Genomic DNA, 19,169 nt, shown 5'->3' on the forward strand with positions numbered 1-19,169 from the left:
TCCAAGGTGGAAAGCTCTCCAACCAAGTGGTGGGAGCTAGAATGAGCTACCTCTAGGGCACCGTTTTTCAGCTAGCCAATGACAGCCCTAGTTCGCGTAGTGGGGAGCTTGAATCTGGACTTGGTGGTGCAGGTACCACGCCATCCTGGGCCTGGGGAAACGGTGCTGGGATCCGACTACGCCACCTACCCTGGCGGCAAGGGGGCCAACCAAGCAGTGGCAGCAGCACGGGCGGGAGCCCAGGTGGAGATGTGGGGGGCAGTGGGATCTGACAGCTTTGGCCGCCTGCTGAAAGAGAACCTGGAGCAGAACGGCGTCGATACCCACCACCTGCGGGAGCTGGAAGGGCCCAGCGGCATCGCTCTGATCACTGTGGATCCAGCAGGGCAAAACCGGATTGTGGTCAGCCCCGGCGCTAACGGTCGCTACACCCCCGCCCAGCTGCCTCCTTGGACGCCGGCAGCGATGGTTCTGCTGCAACTGGAAATCCCCCTGGCCACGGTGCAGGCGGTGGCAGAGCAAGCCTTTGCCCAAGGGATCCCCATCCTGCTCAATCCAGCCCCTGTGGTGCCCCTGCCGGGATCCCTGCTGCGCCAGGTGCGCTACTTGGCGCTCAACGAAAGCGAAGCCGCTGCTCTTGCCCAATCCCCGGTGGAGACACCCGCGCAAGCCGAAAAAGTGGCCCAAGCCTTGCAACGGCAGGGGATCCCGACAGTGATCGTCACGTTGGGGGGAGCAGGCTTGGTCTGGGCCGATGGCGGAGAAAGCGGCTACCTGCCGGCCCACCCTGTGGCGGTAGTGGATACCACCGCTGCCGGCGACAGCTTCTGCGGCGCTTTGGCCGCCTGCCTAGCTACTGGCAAACCCCTGAGGGAAGCTCTACGGTTTGCCAATGCCGCTGCGGCTTTGTGCGTAACCCGCCCTGGGGCTCAGCCTAGTTTGCCGCGCCGCGCTGAGATCGAGGCGTTTCTGGCCGCTGCAGGCCCCCATCCTTAAGCACAGCTTCCTGCGCTACACGGAAAAGGCCTCTTGGCGGTGCTGCCGCAGCCGCTCCAGGCTAAGAGGGCCCTCAAGGTGTTGCCAGGGAAGGGGATCCGCCGGATCCCAGTTGCTGTGGACGTAGTAGTCCAAGGGCGGAAGCTTTCCTTTGAGCTCTTTGAAGGCGCGCCGGTAGCTGCCCAGGGAGTCGCCAAACTCCCGCGCCAACTGCAAAACCTGCGCTACTCGTCGATCCCCTCTGGAAATCAGAGCCTGAATGACCGACCAACTATAGCTTTCTGGGCGGAACTCAATCCCCAAGGGACGCAGGTGTTTTTGGTACCACTGCAGCTTTTTCTCCGCCTGGGGATCTACCCCCTGCCACTGAAAGGGAGTATGGGCTTTGGGCACAAAGGTGCTACAGCCCAAGGTCAAGCGCAGGCGGGGAGCCACCTTCTTGAGCTCCTTGAAGAGGGCAACCGTGGCCTCGAGATCGGCCTGGGTCTCTGCCGGGATCCCCACCATGCCATAGAACTTGATCCCCCTCAGGCCGCCGGCCTGGGCGTGGGCTGCCGCCGCCAAGATCTCTTCGTTGGCTAGCTTTTTGTTAATGACCTGGCGCAGCCGCTCCGAGCCACTCTCGATGGCCACGGTGATGGACTGGCTGCCGCGACGGGAGAGAACTTGCGCCAGGCGAGGCGTGACCGTGCCCGTGCGCACCGAAGCCAGGCTGAGGCGCACCTGCTCAAAGCGATCCTGGGCCAGGTACTCCAGCAGCTGCTCAAATTGGGGGTGCTGGGTTACCGAGGCCCCCAAAAGGCCAATCCGCTGGGTCACCTGCAGCCCCCGCTCCACTGCTGGGATCAGATGCCCCTCCACCTCAGCAGCGCGGAAGGGCAGGGTCAGGTAGCTGGCCAGGCAAAAGCGGCACATCTCCGGACAACTGCGCACCACCTCCACCATGTAGATGTTCTCCCAGGCTGCCTTGGGGGTAACCACGGTGGAAACCGAGAGGGTGTTGCCGCGGAAGGTATGCTTGCGGATGGAGCTGGGGATCCCGTCCAGCTTGGGAATGACTTTCTCCACCGGGCCCTCGGGCTCGCGGTAGTGCACCTCGTAGAGGCTGGGCACGTAGATCCCTGGTACCTGGGCCAGCGCCTGCAGCTTTTCCGCTCGGGAGCCCTGCCGCACCTGGCGGTAGGCTTGGATCATCTGTTCCACCAGCCCTTCCCCGTCTCCCAGCAGGACGAAGTCGAAGAACGCAGCAAAGGGCTCAGGGTTGGCCGTCAACACCGGGCCACCGCCGAAAACCAAGGGATCCGCTTCCCCCCGCGCCTCGGCCTGGAGGGGGATCCCCTGTCGCTCCAGCAGATCCAGGATATGGACGTAGTCCAGCTCCCAAGACAGGGAAAAGCCCATCAGCTCTGGATCCCGCGGCAGAGGTTCGGCCAGATCTGTAAAGAGGCGGGAGACGACCACATCTTGACGGCTGGCCAGCAGGCTCCAGATGACCTGGTAGCCAAGGCTGGTGATTCCTACTGAGTAAGTGTTGGGAAAGGCGTAGATGACCCGCACGGCGTCCGGGTCGGGTGTGGCCGGGGTGAAAAGAAGCTGCTCGAGGGCAAACTCCGAAGGGGTCAAGGCAAGACGGCAAGGAGCTCCTTTCCCAGCTTAGTCGGGTTTTGCAGGATTCACCGCGCTGCGCCGGCAAGCTCCAGGTACTTTTGCTTTACCGCCTGAATATCTTGCCACATCAGCCACTTGGGACTGCCGGGGGTGCGGTCGGGGTTACGCAGCAGATAGGCTGGGTGAAAAATCGGCATGCACCAGCGCCCCTGCCACTGGATCCACTCGCCGCGAATCTTGGTAATGCCCCGCTTATCCCCCAGAAGGGAGCGCACCGAGGTAGCGCCGGTCAACAAAATGATCCAGGGATCCACCAGGCGGATCTGCTCCAACAAGTAGGGCCGGCAGGCGTCCATCTCCTCCTGGGTGGGCACGCGGTTGTTGGGGGGACGGCACTTGACGACATTGCAAATGTAGGTGTCCCGTTCGGAATCTAGCCCCACGGAGGCCAAGATCTTATCGAGCAACTGCCCCGACTTGCCCACGAAGGGCAGCCCTTGCAGATCTTCCTGTTCCCCCGGCCCCTCGCCGATGATGAGAATCCTTGCCTTGGGGTTGCCTCGGTGCACCACCACATGGGTACGGTTGGCCGCCAACTCGCAGCGCTGGCAGACTCGGCAGTGCTGCTCCAGTTGTTCCAGATCCCGATAGGTACCGGGGGGAATGGGCACCTGGGCCGAGAGCGGGATCTGATCCCATTGGGGAAGAGTCTCCGCAGTGGGGGCAGGCGGCTCTAGGGGATCGTCAAACAGGCTGGGCTGAAGCTCCGAGGCTCTTTTCTTGGCAGCCATTGCAAGCTGGGGGTTCCTTGTGCAGCGATCTTCGGCTGCTCCTTTGCCCTTGTCAAGCTGGGAGGCTCTTTCCCCCAAAAGGCAGCCTTTACGTCTTGTTAAACTGAGGAAACAAAAACCGGCCCCAGCCCCATAGGCCTGTATGCTGCTTCTATCCAAAGACCTGCCCAACCTCGACTACCGCCCCACCCTGCAGCGCTTCGGCGAGGACTGGCGGGATCCCCTTTCAACTCTCTTGGGCTGGGGGCGGGCTGCCGGCGCCGATTTGGTGGAGATCTTCCTGGAGCGGGTCAACTCCATCAGCTGCCTGGCGGAAGACGACGCCATCACCAGTATCACCCCTCGGCTTTCCACCGGCGCAGGGGTGCGGGTGTTTCGTGGCCTGGCTGACTGCTACGTCAGCACCAACGATCTCTCCTTTGCCGGCCTCAAAGCTGCTCTGGAAAAAGGCCTGCTGCTTATGGGCCTTACCCCCCCTGGCCCTGCCGCTTTGGTCTCCCCTGCCAACCTAGGGCTGCTCCAAGACTACGCCGAGCGCCGCAGCAAAGACGGCTGGCTCAAGGAATGCAGCCCTATCGGCGAAATGGGGGAGATCCTGCTGCGGGCCAACGCAGAGCTGAAGCGGCAAGCTCGCCACGTCCAGTCCCGCCGCACCAACTACTTCCGCGACTGGCAGGAGATCCTGGTGGCCTGCAGCGATGGCACCTTTGTGCGTGACATTCGCCTCACCCAGTCGGTCAGTTCTACCCTGCTCTGCGCCGACGGCGACCACCGGGCTTCCGTTAGTCAACGGGCGGGGGGCACCGGGGATCCCGACTTTTTGCGCCGCTGGGATCTTGTAGCCCACAGCCAGGAGCTGGCAGAGGCTGCCGGCCAGATGCTCTATGCCGACTACGTGGAATCGGGCACCTACCCCATCGTCATGTCCAACGCCTTTGGCGGCGTGATCTTCCACGAAGCCTGTGGGCATCTACTGGAAACCACTCAGATCGAGCGCAAAACCACCCCCTTTGCCGACAAAAAAGGCCAGAAAATTGCCCACAAAAACCTCACCGCCTGGGATGAGGGGCTCTCCGAGGGGGCCTTTGGCAGCCTGGATGTGGACGACGAGGGCATGCCGGTTCAGCGCACCCTGCTCATTGAAAAGGGCATTCTGAAGAACTTCCTGGCCGACCGCGCTGGCTCCATGCGCACTGGCCACCCTCGCACCGGCAGCGGTCGCCGCCAGAACTACACCTTTGCCCCCGCCAGCCGCATGCGCAACACCTATATCGCTCCCGGCGATGCCGAATTGGACGATCTTTTTGCTTCTATTGACAAGGGCATCTACTGCAAGCGCATGGGGGGAGGCAGCGTCGGCCCCACGGGACAATTCAACTTTGCCGTTGAAGAAGCCTACCTCATCGAAAACGGCAAAATTACCAAGCCCCTCAAGGGGGCTACCCTAATCGGGGAAGCCAAGGACATCCTGACCAAGATCTCCATGTGCTCCAAGGATCTTCGCCTAGCCCCTGGCTTCTGTGGTTCTGTCAGCGGCAACATCTACGTCACCGTGGGTCAGCCCCACATCAAGGTGGACGCCATCACCGTGGGCGGGCGCTAGATCCAGGGATCCCCCATGGCCTACGACAACGTCTGCAAATACCTAGCAGAGCGCTTCCCGGAGCAGTTTGCCGCCTGGCTGGTAGGAGAAGTGGCTGCGCCGGTGCAGATGCTGCCTACGGAATTGTCAGAGGAGCCCATTCGGGCAGACTCCGTGATTTTGTTGGGGCTTTGGCAGAGCATTTTGCATCTGGAATTTCAAACAGATCCAGATCCTGAAATCCCCTTTCGCATGGCTGACTACCGGCTTCGCCTCTATCGGAAATATCCCCAGCTACCGGTGCGGCAGGTGGTCATTTATCTTCGCAAAACGCGCTCGGAGAGGGTTTTCCAAACCTTTTTCCGCCTAGAAAGGCTCAGCCATGAGTTCGAGGTCATTCGCTTGTGGGAATGCAACTTGCCGGCCGGAGCCGTTCGCGTGAGCGGTGCGGAGCACATTCGCGTGAGCGGTGCGGAGCACGTTTGGCAAGCCCTGCTCCCTTTTCGCGTCCTGAGTCCGGTGGAGGATCCGACAGAAACCTTGCGGGGAGTGGTCAGTGAGCTAGAGCGCTTGCCAGACCTCAACGAGCGACGGGAACTGGCAGCGGCAACAGCCGTTTTGGCAGGACTAGCATTGGATCGGTGCTGAATTCGACAAATCATGAGGTCTTTGGATATGAGGGAGTCGGTGATCTACCAGGAGTGGCGGGCAGAAGATCTGCGCGAGGGCCTGGAAGCAGGGCGCAAAGAAGGTCTGCAACTGGGCCTGCAACAAGGACTGCAACAAGGATTGCAACAAGGACTGCAACAGGGATTGCAGCATGGAGAAGCAACGCTGGTTTTGCGGCTTTTGCGGCGGAAGCTGGGATCCCTTGACCCGGCTCTGGAAAACAGGATTTGGACTTTGCCAACGTCGCAACTGGAGGCGCTGGGGGAAGCGCTGCTGGATTTCAACAGCGTGGAGGACTTGACCGCCTGGCTGGCCCGTCGGTAGGGGAGAGAAGGAGTGGCGATACTGCAAGTTGAGGCCTTGGCCGAACGGGTGCAAAGCTGTGCCAAACGTTTGGGGATCCCCCAGTTTGATCTCTACGGGGCTCAAGTGGACGAGACCAGCGTGCAGGTAGATCACGGGGAGCCTCGCCAGGTCAAGGCTTCCCACCGCTGCAGCGTAACGGTGCGGGCCTGGAACGACCAGGGTCAGGTGGGAGTGACCTCCACCACCGATGTCGATGAGGCGGGGCTGGAACTGGCTCTGCAGATGGCCTTTGAAGCCAGCCACTTCGGTGTGCGGGAACATGCGCCCCAATTTAGCCCAGAGGCCAAGCTGCCCATTCTCCAGCCCTGCAACGACAAAAGGCCCCTGGCGCCGGCTAGCGAGCTCCTAGAGCAACTGGTGGCTGCTGAGAAGGCTTTGCTGGGATCCCATCCCGCCATCCAGGGGGTGCCCTACAACAGCTTGGCCCAGCGACAGATCGACCGCTTTTACCTCAACAGCGACCAAGCCCTGCGCCAAGAGGGCCACACCCTGGCCTCAATTTTTCTCTACGGCAAAGCAGAACAAGAGGGCCGCAAACCCCGCAGCGCCGGCGCCATGCGGGTGGCTCGCAGCCTGGAGGAGCTGGATATTCAAGGTTGCACCAAAGAAGCTGCCGAGAAACTCATCAGCCACCTGGAGTACGAGCGGATCCCTTCTGGAAAATACACGGTGGTTTTTTCTGGGGAAGCTTTTTTAAGCCTCTTGGGAGCTTTCTCCAATCTCTTCAACGCCCAGAATATCCTCGACAACCAAAGCCTTTCCACCCCCGACTCGCTGGGCAAGCAGATTGCCTCACCTCTCCTATCGGTGTGTGATGACGCTCTCCACCCAACCAACGTAGGAGCGATCAGCTTTGACGGCGAAGGCACCCCCACCCGCCGCGTTCCCCTCATCACCAACGGTGTCCTAACCCACTTCTTGCACAGCGCCGGCACTGCCAAACGCCTGGGGGCCCAGCCCACCGGCCATGCCAACATCGGCGCCAAAGTGACGGTTGCCGCCCACTACTATCACGTGTTTGCTGGCGCACCGCCGGAGAGCACCTATGACTTGGCCACGGCTGAGAACGTGGTCTGGATTGACGAGTTGCAGGCCCTCCATGCTGGAGTTAAGCCTCTACAGGGATCCTTCTCCCTGCCCTTTCAGGGCTGGTGGGTGCGCCAGGGAGAGCGCATCAGCATCGAGGCGGCCACAGTAGCCGGGGACTTTCTGGAGCTGTTGAAGTCGATTTTCTACGTCGAGCCGGAGCCACAGGTCACTCCTGCTGGCCTGTGTCCCCGCATTTGGGTAGCTGACCTCTCCATCACCGGCCAGTAGCTCCATGAAACTCACCCGCCTCGACCTTAACAGTTGGCTCGTCCAGACCCAGAGGCAGACCTTCCTCCTGGATCCGTGGCTGGTGGATCCTTTGGTCTTCTTTGGCCTGCCCTGGTTCCTCCGCCTGGAGCACCGCCAGCCGCCCCCCTTTACCCCGGAGACTCTGCCCAAAATTGACGGGATCCTCCTCAGCCAGGGCCAGCCGGATCACTGCCACCCGCCTACCCTGCAAAGGTTGGACAAGCAGATCCCGGTTTTGGCTTCACCGGCTGCAGCTAGGGTAGTGAAGCGTCTGGGATTTGCAGCGGTTCAAGCTCTGGATCCCTGGCAGGGGGTGCAGTGGGGGGATCTGCGCATCACAGCAGTTCCCGGCGCGCCTTTGGGGCCGGTGCGGGAGCTGGGCTTTTTGCTGGAAGAGCTATCCACCCAGACGCGGCTTTACTATGAGCCTCATCTTTCCCAACCCGATGTCCGCCCGCGGCTGCAGCAGGAGTTTTCTCCCATCCACACTCTGTTGATTCCGGTGGTGGGGCAAATCTTTCCCCTCTTGGGCGAGGTCATCATGGGGCCGGAGCGAGCCCTGCAGGTGGTGGCAGCCCTGCGCCCGCAGCAGGTGATCCCGACGGCGATGGGAGAGGTGAACTACCAGGGCTGGTTGGCCGCACAGATCCGCCCTCTGGGGAGCCTAGAGGAGTTTCGGGAAAAGCTGGGATCCCTGAACGCTGCCACCGGCCGATCAATCCGACTATGCTGCCCTGCTCCTGGGGAAACGGTGTCTCTTTCTGTTGCAGCCAAGGCATGAGCATTCCTTCCCAAGTCCCGCCTGGCCCTGATCTGGTGGCTATTTGGCGGGCAGATTACGCTCGCTTTCCCAAAAATCGAACTTACTCAATTTACGATCCCCAAGTTTACTTCCGGGATCCCCTCAACGAGTTTTGCGGCCTGGATCGCTATCGAGCCATGATCGACAGCCTGGGGCGGTGGCTGAAAGATATCCATCTCGAGCTGCACGACATCCAACAGGTCGGCGCTGTATCAGCACCGAGTGGACGCTAAGGGGATCCCTGTCTTTTTTGCCCTGGCGTCCCCGCCTGTGCATCCCTGACTAGACAGCAATGCAACTCAACGCCACCCTCAATCCCTAGCGCTGCTCTCGCTGGCAGGTACTGCTGCAAGCTTTAGAGGGCGGGGAGTTTCTTTGCTAGAATTAGAAAGCTCACTTTTCGGCGCTGCTGAAAAGTAGTTGCATAGGTGCACTGGAGAGATGGCCGAGTGGTCGAAGGCGCAGCACTGGAAATGCTGTGTGGGGCAACTCACCGTGGGTTCGAATCCCACTCTCTCCGTCACAGAATCGTTTCCCTAGCTGCTGAGGTTTCCTAAGCTCCGGTCGTATGACTCTGCAGCTTGTTAGCTCCGCTTTTGCCCCCTCAGAACCCATCCCCTCCCGCTACACCTGTGAAGGAGACGACCTTTCTCCCCCCTTGAGTTGGTCGGGGGCACCTGCAGGAACCCAAAGCTTTGCCCTGATCATGGATGACCCAGACGCCCCTAGAGGCACCTTTGTCCATTGGGTAGTCTACAACTTGCCTGCCAGGGTCACGAGTCTGCCAGAAGGGATCCGCTCCGACAGCGATCTCCCCCAAGGGGCCGTCCACGGGCAAAACAGTTGGGGTCGGAACACTTATGGTGGCCCTTGCCCTCCCAGCGGCACCCACCGCTACTTCTTCACCCTCTACGCCCTGGACAGGCAGCTAGCCTTAGCTCCAGGAGCCACCAAAGAGGCCTTGCTACGGGCCATGGAAGGCCACATCCTCGCCCAGGCGCAGCTGATGGGCACCTATCAAAGGAGGGGAAGCTCGGGGTAGGCCCCCCATCCCTGCGTAGATCTTAGACTGAGGAGATCCCACAGCTCTTCTCTCCACACCACCGAGCCAGCCACTGCTTTTCTACCCAAAACGGGGATCCCTACCTGGGCCGGCAACTGCCAGACCAAGGCAGGCTCTAGTCGGGAGGAGAGGGCTGGTGCCGCTTCCAGGAGCACCCACCCTAGGCAGTCGGCCTTGGTTTGCCGCAGCAAAGCTGCAAAGGCGGCTGCTTGGCTAAGGGCAGCTTCATCAGGCAGCGTCAGAAGTACCTTGAACCCCCACGCAGCAGCTAGGTCAGCCCAGGTTTGGCCAGGCCCCAGAGGGTCGGCAAGGCTTCCGGGCACCACCAGCAGCGGGGCCTTCTCTCCCTCCCAAGCAACCATCTGCCGCCAGAGGGTTCTAAGCTGGGCTTCAGAAGGGCTGGGATCCACCTCGAGCAGGCCCCAAGGGGCTTGCACCGCCTGCTGCCAGGCCTCTGCCACTCCTGGCGCTGCCCGACTTCCAGGCCAGGTGTCTGCCACCATCACTCTCATGGCTCCCCTGTCTCAGCTTCCCAGAGGCTTAGAAACTCGGGTTGCACCTCAAAGCCAAACACCAAGGCCATGTCGCGCAGCATCGAGACCGATCCCAGTTTCTGCTGCTTAAACCAGCGCATCAGCACAAAAATCTTCTGGTAGACGAAGATCTCTAATGCCTCCGGGTTGTAGACGATCCCTTCGCGGGGGTTGAATTGGTGAGGCACCAGCATGGCGGCGTAACGGGCCAGCTCACCACTGCGCCAGTCGAGAAAGTAGGGCATCCAGGGGTAAACCGTGTCCCAGCGGATGAACCACAGGCGCACTTCTGGGATCTCTGAGAGCTCGCGCGGATCGTCGGGGCTGCGCGGCCAATCGATGGCGCACTGAACCTGCTGAGCGGCGCCAACGGGATCCGCCATCAGGGTTTTCACCAACTCATGGCCCGGCGTTAAATCCAGGGTTTGAATGGCTTTGGCCGGCAAGTAGAAGGTAATCGGCACGACGACAAGCGGTTACCTTAACGCCTTGAATCCTGGTCAGGGCTGTGGATAGCATCAACCTCTTGCAGCTTATCTCAGCTCTGGGCTATTCACCCCTGCCAGCGGGATCCCCAGCCGAGTTAGGTCGAGGACAAAGCCTGCCGCCACCAGGAACACCTGGTCTGCCAGCGGGGCCAGCTTCTGGGTGAGCTCCCCCATCCGATCGCGAAACTGACGCCCCAGCGGATAGGCAGGCACCACTCCCCAGCCTACTTCTTCGGAAACCAGGATCACTTTTCCTCGGCAGCCTTGCAACGCTCTCAAGAAGGATTGCGCCAAGGGATCCCATTCCCCAGGCGAGCAGTCCAAGCTCTGGGCCACCCAGCCCCCCAGCGAATCCACTAGGGCACAGCAGGGCTGAGGTAGCTGCTGCAGTTCGGCGCCCAGGTCAGGCCCCGTTTCCCAGGTTTGCCAGGTGGGAGGACGCCGCTGCCGATGCTGTCGAACCCGCTCCGCCCACTCTGGGTCAGCCTCAGGATCCGGCTTGGGCCCCGTGGCCAGGTAGAAGACCGGCAGGCCGGAAGCGGCAGCTAGGCTCTCCGCCAGCCGACTTTTACCGCAGCGGGCAGGGCCGCAGATAAGTACAATCGCCATCAGGCAGGAGGAGGGAAGTCCATTGCCTTAGCTTAGCGGTTGAAAACCCCTGCGCGGAGCTCGGGCACATTCTCTGGATCTGTGAGTTTGGAGCTAGGATAAAGCTCAATTAGGAGCAGTTTTACAAGAGGCATGACGGATCCCAAGCCAGCATCTTCCCCTGGCCAAAGTGCTGCTTCAGCCCCCTCGCCAACCTTTCCTCCCCTTTGGCTGAGCCTGGCGTTGGGGATCACCACCGCGCCGGTTTTGTTGGGCTTGGTCTTGGCGGATCGGGCGGGGAAATGGCTGGGATCTCTGAACTGGGAGGATCCGGGCTGGTGGTTGGGGGAACGGCTGCCCAACCTCGACAGCGCCTCTCTCGGCTGCCAGGCGCAAGAGCACCCTGATTCTGAGCCGGTGAAGTAGCTGGCCTGTTGCCTGCATATCATCATAGGTAGAACAGGTTCCTAGCAGGAGTGAGCAGTCTTTGCGGAGATCGCTTAGGCCAGCCCGAGATTTCACCTCCAGCTTCTTGGGAGAGGTGGGTTGGCTAGTGGCTTTTTTCTTTACGGCAGTGGTGAGCGGCTGCGTGGGTTACCTCTTCGGCCAACGTGCTCTCTCGGGGGTCTCCTCCCCAGTTACCGAAACCAGCACTTCTTCTGCCTCGCGGGTCATTCGCGATCCCCGCACTGTGCCCCTCCTCAACGAGGCGGAGGTGATTGCAGCAGCGGAAGCCCTTCTTCGCCCGCCTCCCCCTCTTACTCCGCTTTTCACACCCCCACCCGTAGCCATTGCCCCTCCTACCCCCACTCCTCCACGCCGCTTGTCTCCCGAGTTGGCTTCGGCTCCCTCTCCCTTGCCTACCCCGCAGCCTGTTTCCCCCTCTCCGCCGCCGCGTCCTTCGCCACCACCTCCGCCTCTCCAAGTGGCTGCCAGCGGGCAGGTGGCCATGCAGGTGCTCTCCGTGCGTCGCGAGGGAGGGCAGGTGGTTTTAAAAGTTGCCCTACAAAACAATTCGCCGGAAGCGGTGCGCTTTCTCTACAGCTTCCTCAACGTTACCGACGACAACGGCCGGCCAATCGACGCTCTCATCCAGGGCTTGCCTGGAGAGCTGCCTCCCAACAGCCAAGTTTTCCAGGGAACGATCCGCATCCCTGCTTCCACCTTAGCTGGCTCCCGCTCATTGTCTTTGAGCCTAGCGGATTATCCCAGCCGCCGCCACCAAGTTGGGGTCAGCGGGATCCCCGTGCCACCCTAGCCTCTTCTTCTGCCCGTGGAGTTGAGAACCGGTGCCCAGCCCAGCCTTTGAGCGCCCTGAGCAAATCCGGGAGCTCTTTGACCGCATTGCTCCTCACTACGACGCCCTTAACCAAACTCTAAGCCTGGGGCTACATCAGGTTTGGAAGCGCATGGCCGTACGCTGGTCGGGTGCGGCTGCGGGGGAGCGGGTGTTGGATCTCTGCTGTGGCACTGGCGACCTGGCCCTGCAACTGGCCCGGAGAGTGGGACGAGGCGGACAGGTGGTGGGACTGGATTTCTCCCCAGCCATGCTGGCCATTGCCCAGCGCCGGGCCCGGCAATTGTTCCCCGACTACTCCCTGGAGTGGGTCTTGGGCGATGCTCTGGCCTTGCCTTTTCCGGATGGCAGCTTTGACGCCATTACGATGGGCTACGGCCTGCGCAACGTAACCGACATTCCTCAGGCCCTGCGGGAGATTTGCCGGGTGCTCAAACCTGGCCGCCGCGCTGCCATTTTGGATTTCCATCGCCCCAGGGGGATCCCTTTCCTGGAGAGCTTTCAGCGCTGGTACCTCAACAGCTGGGTTGTGGCTCAGGCCAAAGCCCTGGGATTGGCAGCCGAATATGCCTACATTGACCCTAGCTTGGATCGCTTTCCCTCCGGAGAACAACAGCGGCAAATGGCCTTGCAGGTGGGATTTTCTGCTGCCAAGTTCTATCCTCTCGCCGGCGGCATGATGGGGGTGCTGCTGGTGGCCCGCTAGTCTTCCACCACCCTAGCGCTGAGGAGAACCCTGCTGCCAAGTTCTGGCAGGGCAGGGGCGGCCGTAACCAGCACTTCTTGGACGCGCGCCTCCTCGGAGGGGGGTTGCGCCAGGCGCAAGGCAACAATGGCACTGCCCTGGGCATCTACCTGAAAGCTGCCGCAGTAGAGCATCTCCTCAGTGTCCAGCTTGAGCCAAAGGTGGTAGCGCTCCCCTTCAGGCAAAGGGGGCAGATCCCTTGCTGCCAAAACCACCGCCTGCCACTCCCTCGGGCGAAACAGCAAGTTAGCTGACCCTGCCTCCCCTTGCAAGGTAACTAGGCGAGATCCCGGCTGTTGGAGCAACTGGGCCAGCGCCTGCCCCGCTTCTAGGGGAGCTGGCTGCGGGGTCTGCCGTAGCCGCCAGTTATCGAAAGCCAGCAACAGCAGGGCCACTGCCCCTAGGCCCCTCAACCAGCGCTTTTTGAGGCAAGCCAGCCCTAGAGAGGGCAAGGCTGGCTGGGGGGGGATGGGCGGGGCGCCCGCTTCTGCCATCACCTGGCTTCGCACGCTGGCTGACGGGATCACCCCCGGCAGCCCATAGGGCAACAGATGCAGAGCTTCCTGGAGGGCTTGCAATTCTGCCGCTAGCTGGGGCTCTTGAGCCAAGCGCGCCTCTAGGGCCCTTGCCTGCTCGGGTGGCAAGATCCCCAGCAGATAATCGGCTAGGATTTCTTCTCCCAGCTCAGAGGAACGTGTAGACATGGCCATCCCAAAGCCCCGCCGCCTTACTGGTCAAGCAGAGGCCGCAGGGATCTCCGCAACTTGCAGAGGGCTTGGCGAGAGCGGGCTTGGACGGTTGCCAGGGGCATCCCCAGCTCCTGGGCAATGTCTGCCGCGCTTAGGCCTCGATAGTAGAGTAACTCCAGCAGCTGGCGCTGGCTTTCCGACAGCTGACTGAGAGCCTCCTGAACGGGCTGCCGCCGCTCTTCGACGGAGAGCTGCTCAAAGGGGGCTGGGGATCTATGGCTGGCAATCAGCAGAGGCTGCCAGGGTTTCCCGAGGCGGCGCTGGCTGCCTCGAGAGCGCAGACGCTCAAGGGCCTGCGCCCGGGTCAACCTACACAGAAGACTGTTGATGGATCCCTGCCTTGGATCGTGGCTGGGCTTCCGCCAGAGAAGGGTAAACACCTCCTGAGTCAGATCCTCCGCCTCAGTCATACAGCCCAGGATCTGGAGGGCCAGGCCATAGACCAAGCTGGCGTAGCGATCATAAAGAGCCGCTAGAGCAGCAGGCTGCCCCGCTTTGAGGCCTTCCATCAGCTCCAAATCGGTGCAGGCTGGCCAATTCCTCACCCGCTTGCGCCAGAGGAAACCGACCTGCTTGTCCATCATTTGCCCCCCTGCCGCCGAAGTTGACAAGCAGTACGCCTAGGCCTCCGCCTAGCTGCGCTTCGGGGTTGGGAAAGATCCGGTGACCGCCTGGATCTTTTGCCGCCGCCCACCGCGCTCAATCTCCAGCTCCAGCTTGCTGCCTACCTCCATTCGCTCCACCTCTTGCTGCACCTGGTCGGCAGTGGTTACAGGGCGGCCATTGATGGAGAGAATGATGTCGCCAGCGCGCAGCCCGGCCCGCTCGGCTGGGGATCCCTGAACAACCTCGCCGATGAGCACCCCCCGATCCACCGTTACGAAAATGCGGCTGTTGGGATCCTGGTTGAGGCGTTCCTTCAGCTCAGGAGTGAGGGTAAGCATGCGGATGCCCAAGTAGGGGTGATCCACCCTGCCCCGGGCAATCAACTGCTTGGCCACCCGCTGGGCTGTCTCAATAGGGATGGCGAAGCCCAGCCCCTGCGCTCCCTGGATGATAGCGGTATTGACCCCAATCACTTCCCCTTGGGCGTTGAGCAGCGGACCGCCAGAGTTGCCGGGGTTAATGGCTGCATCGGTCTGGATGAAAGACACCCGCTTGTCGGGCACGCGGATTTCGCTGCTGGAACGGCCCAAGGCACTGATGATCCCAGCGGTTACCGTGTTGTCTAGCCCTAGCGGGTTGCCAATGGCAATGGCCCACTGGCCCGGCTCGAGAAGCTCGGAGCGGCCCAGCTTCACCGTTGGCAGGTTTTGGGCGTCAATCTTCACCACAGCAATGTCCGTAACTGGATCCGTGCCAATGACCTTGCCCTCAAAGCTCCGGCTATCTTTCAGCGTCACCGTTACTTTGTCAGATCCCTCCACCACGTGGGCATTGGTGATGATCTGGCCGTCCGGGCTAATGATAAAGCCGGAGCCGGTGCCTTGCTGTCGTCGCTGTCGTGGCAGGGGAGGGATCACCTGGCCAAAGAACTCGCGGAAAAACGGGTCGCTAAAGAACTCCTCTGGGAAAGCCCCAGGAACGTTCACTGTCCGCTCCGCGTCGATGCGCACTACTGCCGGCCCCACCTTCTGGGCCACCTCGGCAATAAAGTTCAGGTTCGGCTGGGGCGGAGTTGCCGTCGTCTGAGCCAATACCCCCTTGCCTCCCACCAGAGCTGCCCCCAGACCCATGCCCAAGAGCACCAGCAGCACTGACAAGAGAAGAGACCTTAGCCCCGAGACAGCCCAAGGCCGCAAAAAGGGAAAGCCTCTTTCCCCCTGCGACAAACAGTGCGGTTGGGTAGAAGTGCCTGAACTGGGAGAGGGTTGCTCTGGCGTGGAGGGGCTGCGCTTCATGGCCACAGGAAAAGGGTGTAAGCCCTACCTGAAGGGAGAAACCTAGGGCTAATCTAGCACGGACAGCAGAGTTCCCAAAGCGGCGACGGCAGCGCTTTTCCGCACCTCTATTAAGGCCAAAGAGCAGCAGAATCTACTGGTTTGGAGTAGTCCACCCCACTTTTGGACGGGGTTTGATGGAGGGGGAATGCCAAAGTAGCTCTTGCCCTTGGCTTTGGCCAGCTTGCCGCTAACGTAGAAGTGGAGCTCAGGGATTGAGACCATGACCAATCTAGCCCGTCGCCTGTTGGTCCCTCTAGTGGGGGGGATGCTCTGGCTACCGGTGGCTACGCCGGTTCTGGCGCAGAGGGATCCCTTGCCACCTCCGCCCCGTGGCGAGGGATGGCGGCCTGTAAATCCAGGGACAGGCGGAAACGGCTTTGGCCAGCCCTTTCAACTGCGAGCCACGCTGCTGTTGCGCTCCGGAGACTTGATCCAAGCAGTGCACCGCTCTGCTGAGCCCCTTTTCTTGGCCCCTGGCGAAACTCGCACCGTCAGACTCACTCTGGAAACCCCCCTGCGGGATATCTACGGCAACACGGTTGTTCCGGCAGGAGCCCTCCTAGAAGGCCAATTCCAGCCAGTAAGCGGCGGCGCCCAGTTTGTCTCGCGAGCTTTGATTTTCAATGGCCGATCCTACCCCCTCTATGCGCAAAGCCAGGTGGTCCCGCTGCGCAAGGATCCCCGTCACACCTCCGCGGAAGCAATTGTCCAAGATGCCCTGATTGGGGCAGCCGCAGGGGCTCTCTTGGGGGGCCTTTTGGGCGACCGGGTGATCTCAACCGAGAAAGTGCTGGGCGGGGCAGCCGCAGGGGCGGTGATTGGCAATGTAACAGCGCCAGAAGTGGCGGTGATTGAGGCCAACGCCAGCCTGACCTTGAGGGTTACGCAAGACTTTCAACCCTATCTGCCCTAGCGGCGAAGGGAGAGCTCCTTTCCTGGGAAAGATTTTAAGAAGTGTGAAGATCTAAGATGGCAGACGGCAGGCATATCGGAAAATAGCATGCGGGTATGCCTGCCATACTCCTTTTTTAAAAAAGCGACTTGAGGATGGATATCCATGAGCGTTATCACGAAGTCGATTGTGAATGCGGATGCGGAGGCCCGCTACCTCAGCCCGGGAGAACTGGATCGGATTAAGTCCTTTGTTACCTCGGGGGAGAAGCGGCTGCGCATCGCTCAAGTCTTGACGGAGTCGCGCGAGCGCATCGTTAAGCAAGCAGCTGATCAGCTCTTCCAGAAGCGTCCCGACATTGTCTCTCCAGGGGGCAACGCCTATGGGGAGGAAATGACGGCAACTTGCCTGCGGGACATGGACTACTACCTGCGCCTGATTACCTACGGGATCGTTGCCGGCGACGTTACCCCGATTGAAGAGATCGGCTTGGTGGGTGTGCGGGAGATGTACAACTCTCTGGGCACGCCCCTCCCGGCAGTGGCGGAGAGCATCCGCCTCATGAAGCAGGTAGCCATGGGTCTTTTGTCTCCCGAGGACGCGGCTGAAGCGGCCTACTACTTCGACTTTGTCGCGGGAGCCATGAGCTAGGCTCTTTTTTCGACTGCCCTCTGTTTAAGGTTGTTTGATTTAGGAAGCTCATCATGCAAGACGCCATTACTGCTGTTATCAACAGCTACGATGTCCAAGGCAAGTACCTCGACAGCTCGGCCATGGACAAGCTAAGGGCTTTCTTCGCCACGGGCGAGCTGCGGGTGCGAGCGGCTGCCACTATTGCCGCCAACGCTTCCAACATCATTAAGGAGGCTGCTGCCAAGGCCCTGCTCTACTCCGATCTCACCCGCCCTGGTGGCAACATGTACACCACCCGTCGCTATGCTGCTTGCATTCGCGACATGGACTACTACCTGCGTTACGCCACCTATGCGATGTTGGCGGGGGATCCCTCCATCCTCGACGAGCGGGTGCTCAACGGCCTCAAAGAAACCTACAACTCGCTGGGGGTGCCAATTGGGGCAACGATTCAGGCCATCCAAGCTATGAAAGAAGTAACCGCTGCTTTGGTGGGCCCTGAAGCCGGCAAAGAAATGGGTGTGTACTTCGACTACATCTGCTCTGGCCTCAGCTAACTGCCAGCCTCGTGGCCTTGGTGTGAAGTTCATCTAACAAGCACGACAGGCGACTTGCCCCAGGGATCTGGTGTGCTAACTAAGGTACGCGAGCTTTCTGAGGTGGGTCGCCTGTGTTGCTGGTCAAGTTAATCCTTGCCAGGGGGGATCCTCCACCATGCGCATGTTTAAGATTACCGCTTGTGTGCCTAGCCAAACCCGAATTCGCACCCAACGGGAGCTGCAGAATACCTACTTCACCAAGTTGGTGCCCTACGACAACTGGTTCCGCGAGCAGCAGCGCATTCAGAAGTCGGGTGGCCGCATCTTGAAAGTAGAGCTCGTTGCCGGCAAGCCAGGAATAGACGTGGGGCTGCTGTAGGGCCCCTGCCCATCTGCGGTGGCCTCCTTGCCAGATCTGGCAGACTCAGCTTCAGGGCACTTGGCTCTGGGGTTGGGGAGGCCAGGCTGGCTATTTTGTGGGGATGAGGTTGACGGAGCGGGAGCCGGTCATTACTGTTAACAACCTGAGCAAGGTTTACCCCGTAGCCATCAAGGAGCCGGGGGTGGTGGGTACCTTACGCCACTTTTTTCGCCGCACCTATCGCTACATCCCGGCAGTGCAATCCTTGAGCTTTCAAATTCAAGCGGGGGAGGTGGTAGGCTTTCTGGGGCCGAACGGGGCTGGCAAGACCACCACCCTTAAAGTGCTGACGGGTCTCATCTACCCCTCCAGTGGCACGGTACAGGTGGTCGGTCATTTGCCCTACCGGCGCGAGCCAGCTTTTTTGCGGCAGATTACCCTGGTGATGGGGCAAAAGCAGCAGCTCCTCTGGGATCTGCCGGCGATGGACTCCTTGCGCATTAACGCCGCTGTTTACGAGATCCCGGAGAAAGTGTTTCAGGAGCGGGTGGAGGAGTTGGCGGAGCTGCTCAACCTGAAGGACAAGCTAAAGCAGCCGGTGCGCAAGCTTTCCCTAGGGGAGCGGATGAAGGCAGAGCTGCTGGCGGCCCTGCTCCACCGCCCGCAGGTTTTGTTTTTGGACGAGCCCACCTTGGGGTTGGATATCAACGCCCAGGCTGCGGTGCGGCAATTTCTGCGCGACTACAACCGCCGCTATGGGGCAACAGTGCTCCTGACCAGCCACTACATGGCCGATATTACCGCCCTCTGTGAGCGGGTGTTGGTGATTAGCGGCGGGCGGCTTATCTACGATGGCGGCCTGGAAGAGCTGCGGCAGCGCTTTGCCCCCTACCGAGAGGTAAAGCTGGAATTGGCCCACCCCTGTCCCCTGGCGCAACTGCAGTCCTATGGCGAGCTGCGCAGCGAGGGGGATCCCGGCAGCAGCTGTGAGGTGCGGCTGTGGGTACGGCGGGAACACCTCACCCAGACGGTAGCCAGGCTCCTGGCGGAGCTGGAGGTGTTGGACTTGGCGGTAACCGATCCGCCCCTTGAAGAGGTCATCGGGCGAGTGTTTGCCGGAGAGATCTAGGCCGCTCCCCCGCCAACTCCTCTTCCTCTTGGGGAGGAGGCAGCCGGGAAGCCTAGC

At 60.9% G+C, this 19,169-nt stretch carries 24 protein-coding genes and 1 tRNA gene; 17 read left to right on the forward strand and 8 right to left on the reverse strand.

The window, feature by feature from the left end:
- The first annotated feature begins 78 nt into the window (after positions 1-78).
- Positions 79-996 (forward strand): ribokinase, encoded by a 918-nt coding sequence (rbsK, locus tag NW812_RS04790; RefSeq protein WP_414394605.1) that lies wholly within the window; start codon positions 79-81, stop codon positions 994-996.
- Between the two features lie 15 nt (positions 997-1,011).
- On the opposite strand, the gene NW812_RS04795 is transcribed toward rbsK, so the two are convergent.
- Both NW812_RS04795 and NW812_RS04800 read right to left on the reverse strand, forming a co-directional pair.
- A complete protein-coding gene (locus tag NW812_RS04795) occupies positions 1,012-2,619 on the reverse strand; it encodes a B12-binding domain-containing radical SAM protein (RefSeq protein ID WP_414394607.1) in 1,608 nt (535 codons plus the stop codon).
- Positions 2,620-2,669: 50 nt separating this feature from the next.
- Positions 2,670-3,275: a uracil-DNA glycosylase gene (locus NW812_RS04800; protein WP_414394814.1), complete on the reverse strand. Its 606-nt coding sequence runs from the start codon at positions 3,273-3,275 to the stop codon at positions 2,670-2,672.
- A 262-nt stretch (positions 3,276-3,537) separates the two neighbouring features.
- On the opposite strand from NW812_RS04800, the gene NW812_RS04805 reads away from it, so the two are divergent.
- The 8 genes from NW812_RS04805 (at position 3,538) to NW812_RS04840 (ending at position 9,194) form a co-directional block, all read left to right on the forward strand.
- Positions 3,538-4,998 (forward strand): TldD/PmbA family protein, encoded by a 1,461-nt coding sequence (locus NW812_RS04805; protein ID WP_414394609.1) that lies wholly within the window; start codon positions 3,538-3,540, stop codon positions 4,996-4,998.
- 15 nt (positions 4,999-5,013) lie between these two features.
- Positions 5,014-5,625, forward strand: a complete 612-nt coding sequence (locus NW812_RS04810; RefSeq protein WP_414394611.1) for an Rpn family recombination-promoting nuclease/putative transposase — start codon at positions 5,014-5,016, stop codon at positions 5,623-5,625.
- Positions 5,626-5,652: 27 nt separating this feature from the next.
- The gene (locus NW812_RS04815; RefSeq protein WP_414394613.1) at positions 5,653-5,970 is read left to right on the forward strand and encodes a DUF4351 domain-containing protein; all 318 of its coding nucleotides are present in this window, start codon (positions 5,653-5,655) and stop codon (positions 5,968-5,970) included.
- A gap of 18 nt (positions 5,971-5,988) precedes the next feature.
- Entirely contained in the window at positions 5,989-7,329 is a 1,341-nt protein-coding gene (locus tag NW812_RS04820; protein ID WP_414394815.1) for a TldD/PmbA family protein, read from the forward strand.
- A gap of 4 nt (positions 7,330-7,333) precedes the next feature.
- Positions 7,334-8,131 (forward strand): MBL fold metallo-hydrolase, encoded by a 798-nt coding sequence (locus NW812_RS04825; RefSeq protein WP_414394615.1) that lies wholly within the window; start codon positions 7,334-7,336, stop codon positions 8,129-8,131.
- The gene (locus NW812_RS04830; RefSeq protein ID WP_414394617.1) at positions 8,128-8,385 is read left to right on the forward strand and encodes a DUF2358 domain-containing protein; all 258 of its coding nucleotides are present in this window, start codon (positions 8,128-8,130) and stop codon (positions 8,383-8,385) included. Before NW812_RS04825 ends, NW812_RS04830 begins: the two co-directional genes overlap by 4 nt.
- Positions 8,386-8,587: 202 nt before the next feature.
- Positions 8,588-8,672: transfer RNA gene (locus NW812_RS04835), tRNA-Ser, on the forward strand.
- A gap of 48 nt (positions 8,673-8,720) precedes the next feature.
- Positions 8,721-9,194 carry a YbhB/YbcL family Raf kinase inhibitor-like protein gene (locus tag NW812_RS04840; RefSeq protein ID WP_414394618.1) on the forward strand — a complete coding sequence of 158 codons (474 nt, stop codon included), beginning with the start codon at positions 8,721-8,723 and terminating at the stop codon, positions 9,192-9,194.
- On the opposite strand, the gene NW812_RS04845 is transcribed toward NW812_RS04840, so the two are convergent.
- From NW812_RS04845 to cobU, 3 genes are all read right to left on the reverse strand, one after another.
- Positions 9,170-9,727 (reverse strand): hypothetical protein, encoded by a 558-nt coding sequence (locus tag NW812_RS04845; protein WP_414394620.1) that lies wholly within the window; start codon positions 9,725-9,727, stop codon positions 9,170-9,172. The two genes, NW812_RS04840 and NW812_RS04845, sit on opposite strands and share 25 nt — an antisense overlap.
- On the reverse strand, positions 9,724-10,212 hold the full coding sequence (locus NW812_RS04850; RefSeq protein WP_414394621.1) for a CRR6 family NdhI maturation factor: 489 nt from the start codon (positions 10,210-10,212) through the stop codon (positions 9,724-9,726). Before NW812_RS04850 ends, NW812_RS04845 begins: the two co-directional genes overlap by 4 nt.
- A 69-nt stretch (positions 10,213-10,281) precedes the next feature.
- Positions 10,282-10,845: a bifunctional adenosylcobinamide kinase/adenosylcobinamide-phosphate guanylyltransferase gene (gene cobU / locus NW812_RS04855; RefSeq protein ID WP_414394623.1), complete on the reverse strand. Its 564-nt coding sequence runs from the start codon at positions 10,843-10,845 to the stop codon at positions 10,282-10,284.
- A gap of 132 nt (positions 10,846-10,977) precedes the next feature.
- Here cobU and NW812_RS04860 point away from each other — a divergent pair, with 132 nt between their 5' ends.
- From NW812_RS04860 to ubiE, 3 genes are all read left to right on the forward strand, one after another.
- Positions 10,978-11,250 carry a hypothetical protein gene (locus tag NW812_RS04860; protein ID WP_414394625.1) on the forward strand — a complete coding sequence of 91 codons (273 nt, stop codon included), beginning with the start codon at positions 10,978-10,980 and terminating at the stop codon, positions 11,248-11,250.
- Between the two features lie 61 nt (positions 11,251-11,311).
- On the forward strand, positions 11,312-12,082 hold the full coding sequence (locus NW812_RS04865) for a hypothetical protein (RefSeq protein ID WP_414394626.1): 771 nt from the start codon (positions 11,312-11,314) through the stop codon (positions 12,080-12,082).
- Positions 12,083-12,113: 31 nt separating this feature from the next.
- Complete coding sequence (gene ubiE / locus NW812_RS04870; protein WP_414394628.1) at positions 12,114-12,827, forward strand: bifunctional demethylmenaquinone methyltransferase/2-methoxy-6-polyprenyl-1,4-benzoquinol methylase UbiE; 714 nt, start codon at positions 12,114-12,116, stop codon at positions 12,825-12,827.
- Here the strand turns inward: ubiE and NW812_RS04875 are convergent.
- Genes NW812_RS04875 through NW812_RS04885 form a run of 3 tightly spaced genes read right to left on the reverse strand, consistent with a single transcriptional unit; the run spans position 12,824 to position 15,351 of the window.
- Positions 12,824-13,570, reverse strand: a complete 747-nt coding sequence (locus NW812_RS04875) for an anti-sigma factor domain-containing protein (protein ID WP_414394630.1) — start codon at positions 13,568-13,570, stop codon at positions 12,824-12,826. The two genes, ubiE and NW812_RS04875, sit on opposite strands and share 4 nt — an antisense overlap.
- Positions 13,571-13,593: 23 nt before the next feature.
- On the reverse strand, positions 13,594-14,196 hold the full coding sequence (locus tag NW812_RS04880) for a sigma-70 family RNA polymerase sigma factor (RefSeq protein ID WP_414394632.1): 603 nt from the start codon (positions 14,194-14,196) through the stop codon (positions 13,594-13,596).
- A 51-nt stretch (positions 14,197-14,247) separates the two neighbouring features.
- Entirely contained in the window at positions 14,248-15,351 is a 1,104-nt protein-coding gene (locus NW812_RS04885) for an HhoA/HhoB/HtrA family serine endopeptidase (protein ID WP_414394816.1), read from the reverse strand.
- A 427-nt stretch (positions 15,352-15,778) separates the two neighbouring features.
- Here NW812_RS04885 and NW812_RS04890 point away from each other — a divergent pair, with 427 nt between their 5' ends.
- From NW812_RS04890 to NW812_RS04910, 5 genes are all read left to right on the forward strand, one after another.
- Positions 15,779-16,471, forward strand: coding sequence for a hypothetical protein (locus NW812_RS04890; RefSeq protein WP_414394634.1), 693 nt, complete (start codon positions 15,779-15,781; stop codon positions 16,469-16,471).
- 144 nt (positions 16,472-16,615) lie between these two features.
- Positions 16,616-17,101, forward strand: coding sequence for an allophycocyanin (locus NW812_RS04895; RefSeq protein ID WP_414359834.1), 486 nt, complete (start codon positions 16,616-16,618; stop codon positions 17,099-17,101).
- Positions 17,102-17,154: 53 nt separating this feature from the next.
- On the forward strand, positions 17,155-17,640 hold the full coding sequence (gene apcB, locus NW812_RS04900; RefSeq protein WP_414394636.1) for an allophycocyanin subunit beta: 486 nt from the start codon (positions 17,155-17,157) through the stop codon (positions 17,638-17,640).
- A gap of 157 nt (positions 17,641-17,797) precedes the next feature.
- Positions 17,798-18,001 carry a phycobilisome linker polypeptide gene (locus tag NW812_RS04905; RefSeq protein ID WP_011431036.1) on the forward strand — a complete coding sequence of 68 codons (204 nt, stop codon included), beginning with the start codon at positions 17,798-17,800 and terminating at the stop codon, positions 17,999-18,001.
- Between the two features lie 103 nt (positions 18,002-18,104).
- Positions 18,105-19,112: an ABC transporter ATP-binding protein gene (locus NW812_RS04910; protein WP_414394638.1), complete on the forward strand. Its 1,008-nt coding sequence runs from the start codon at positions 18,105-18,107 to the stop codon at positions 19,110-19,112.
- Positions 19,113-19,169 lie beyond the last annotated feature (57 nt).

The sequence above is a fragment of the Synechococcus sp. O70.2 genome, from assembly GCF_047462135.1.
Taxonomy (GTDB): Bacteria; Cyanobacteriota; Cyanobacteriia; order Thermostichales; family Thermostichaceae; genus Thermostichus.

Coding starts and splice junctions, on each gene's coding strand:
- NW812_RS04895 (WP_414359834.1), top strand. CDS start 16,616: ATGAGCGTTATCACGAAGTCGATTGTGAATGCGGATGCGGAGGCCCGC.
- cobU (WP_414394623.1), bottom strand. CDS start 10,845: ATGGCGATTGTACTTATCTGCGGCCCTGCCCGCTGCGGTAAAAGTCGG.
- NW812_RS04875 (WP_414394630.1), bottom strand. CDS start 13,570: ATGTCTACACGTTCCTCTGAGCTGGGAGAAGAAATCCTAGCCGATTAT.
- NW812_RS04905 (WP_011431036.1), top strand. CDS start 17,798: ATGCGCATGTTTAAGATTACCGCTTGTGTGCCTAGCCAAACCCGAATT.
- NW812_RS04830 (WP_414394617.1), top strand. CDS start 8,128: ATGAGCATTCCTTCCCAAGTCCCGCCTGGCCCTGATCTGGTGGCTATT.
- NW812_RS04805 (WP_414394609.1), top strand. CDS start 3,538: ATGCTGCTTCTATCCAAAGACCTGCCCAACCTCGACTACCGCCCCACC.
- NW812_RS04860 (WP_414394625.1), top strand. CDS start 10,978: ATGACGGATCCCAAGCCAGCATCTTCCCCTGGCCAAAGTGCTGCTTCA.
- NW812_RS04840 (WP_414394618.1), top strand. CDS start 8,721: ATGACTCTGCAGCTTGTTAGCTCCGCTTTTGCCCCCTCAGAACCCATC.
- NW812_RS04880 (WP_414394632.1), bottom strand. CDS start 14,196: ATGGACAAGCAGGTCGGTTTCCTCTGGCGCAAGCGGGTGAGGAATTGG.
- rbsK (WP_414394605.1), top strand. CDS start 79: ATGACAGCCCTAGTTCGCGTAGTGGGGAGCTTGAATCTGGACTTGGTG.
- NW812_RS04810 (WP_414394611.1), top strand. CDS start 5,014: ATGGCCTACGACAACGTCTGCAAATACCTAGCAGAGCGCTTCCCGGAG.
- NW812_RS04910 (WP_414394638.1), top strand. CDS start 18,105: ATGAGGTTGACGGAGCGGGAGCCGGTCATTACTGTTAACAACCTGAGC.
- NW812_RS04890 (WP_414394634.1), top strand. CDS start 15,779: ATGACCAATCTAGCCCGTCGCCTGTTGGTCCCTCTAGTGGGGGGGATG.
- NW812_RS04845 (WP_414394620.1), bottom strand. CDS start 9,727: ATGAGAGTGATGGTGGCAGACACCTGGCCTGGAAGTCGGGCAGCGCCA.
- NW812_RS04885 (WP_414394816.1), bottom strand. CDS start 15,351: ATGGGTCTGGGGGCAGCTCTGGTGGGAGGCAAGGGGGTATTGGCTCAG.
- NW812_RS04825 (WP_414394615.1), top strand. CDS start 7,334: ATGAAACTCACCCGCCTCGACCTTAACAGTTGGCTCGTCCAGACCCAG.
- apcB (WP_414394636.1), top strand. CDS start 17,155: ATGCAAGACGCCATTACTGCTGTTATCAACAGCTACGATGTCCAAGGC.
- NW812_RS04815 (WP_414394613.1), top strand. CDS start 5,653: ATGAGGGAGTCGGTGATCTACCAGGAGTGGCGGGCAGAAGATCTGCGC.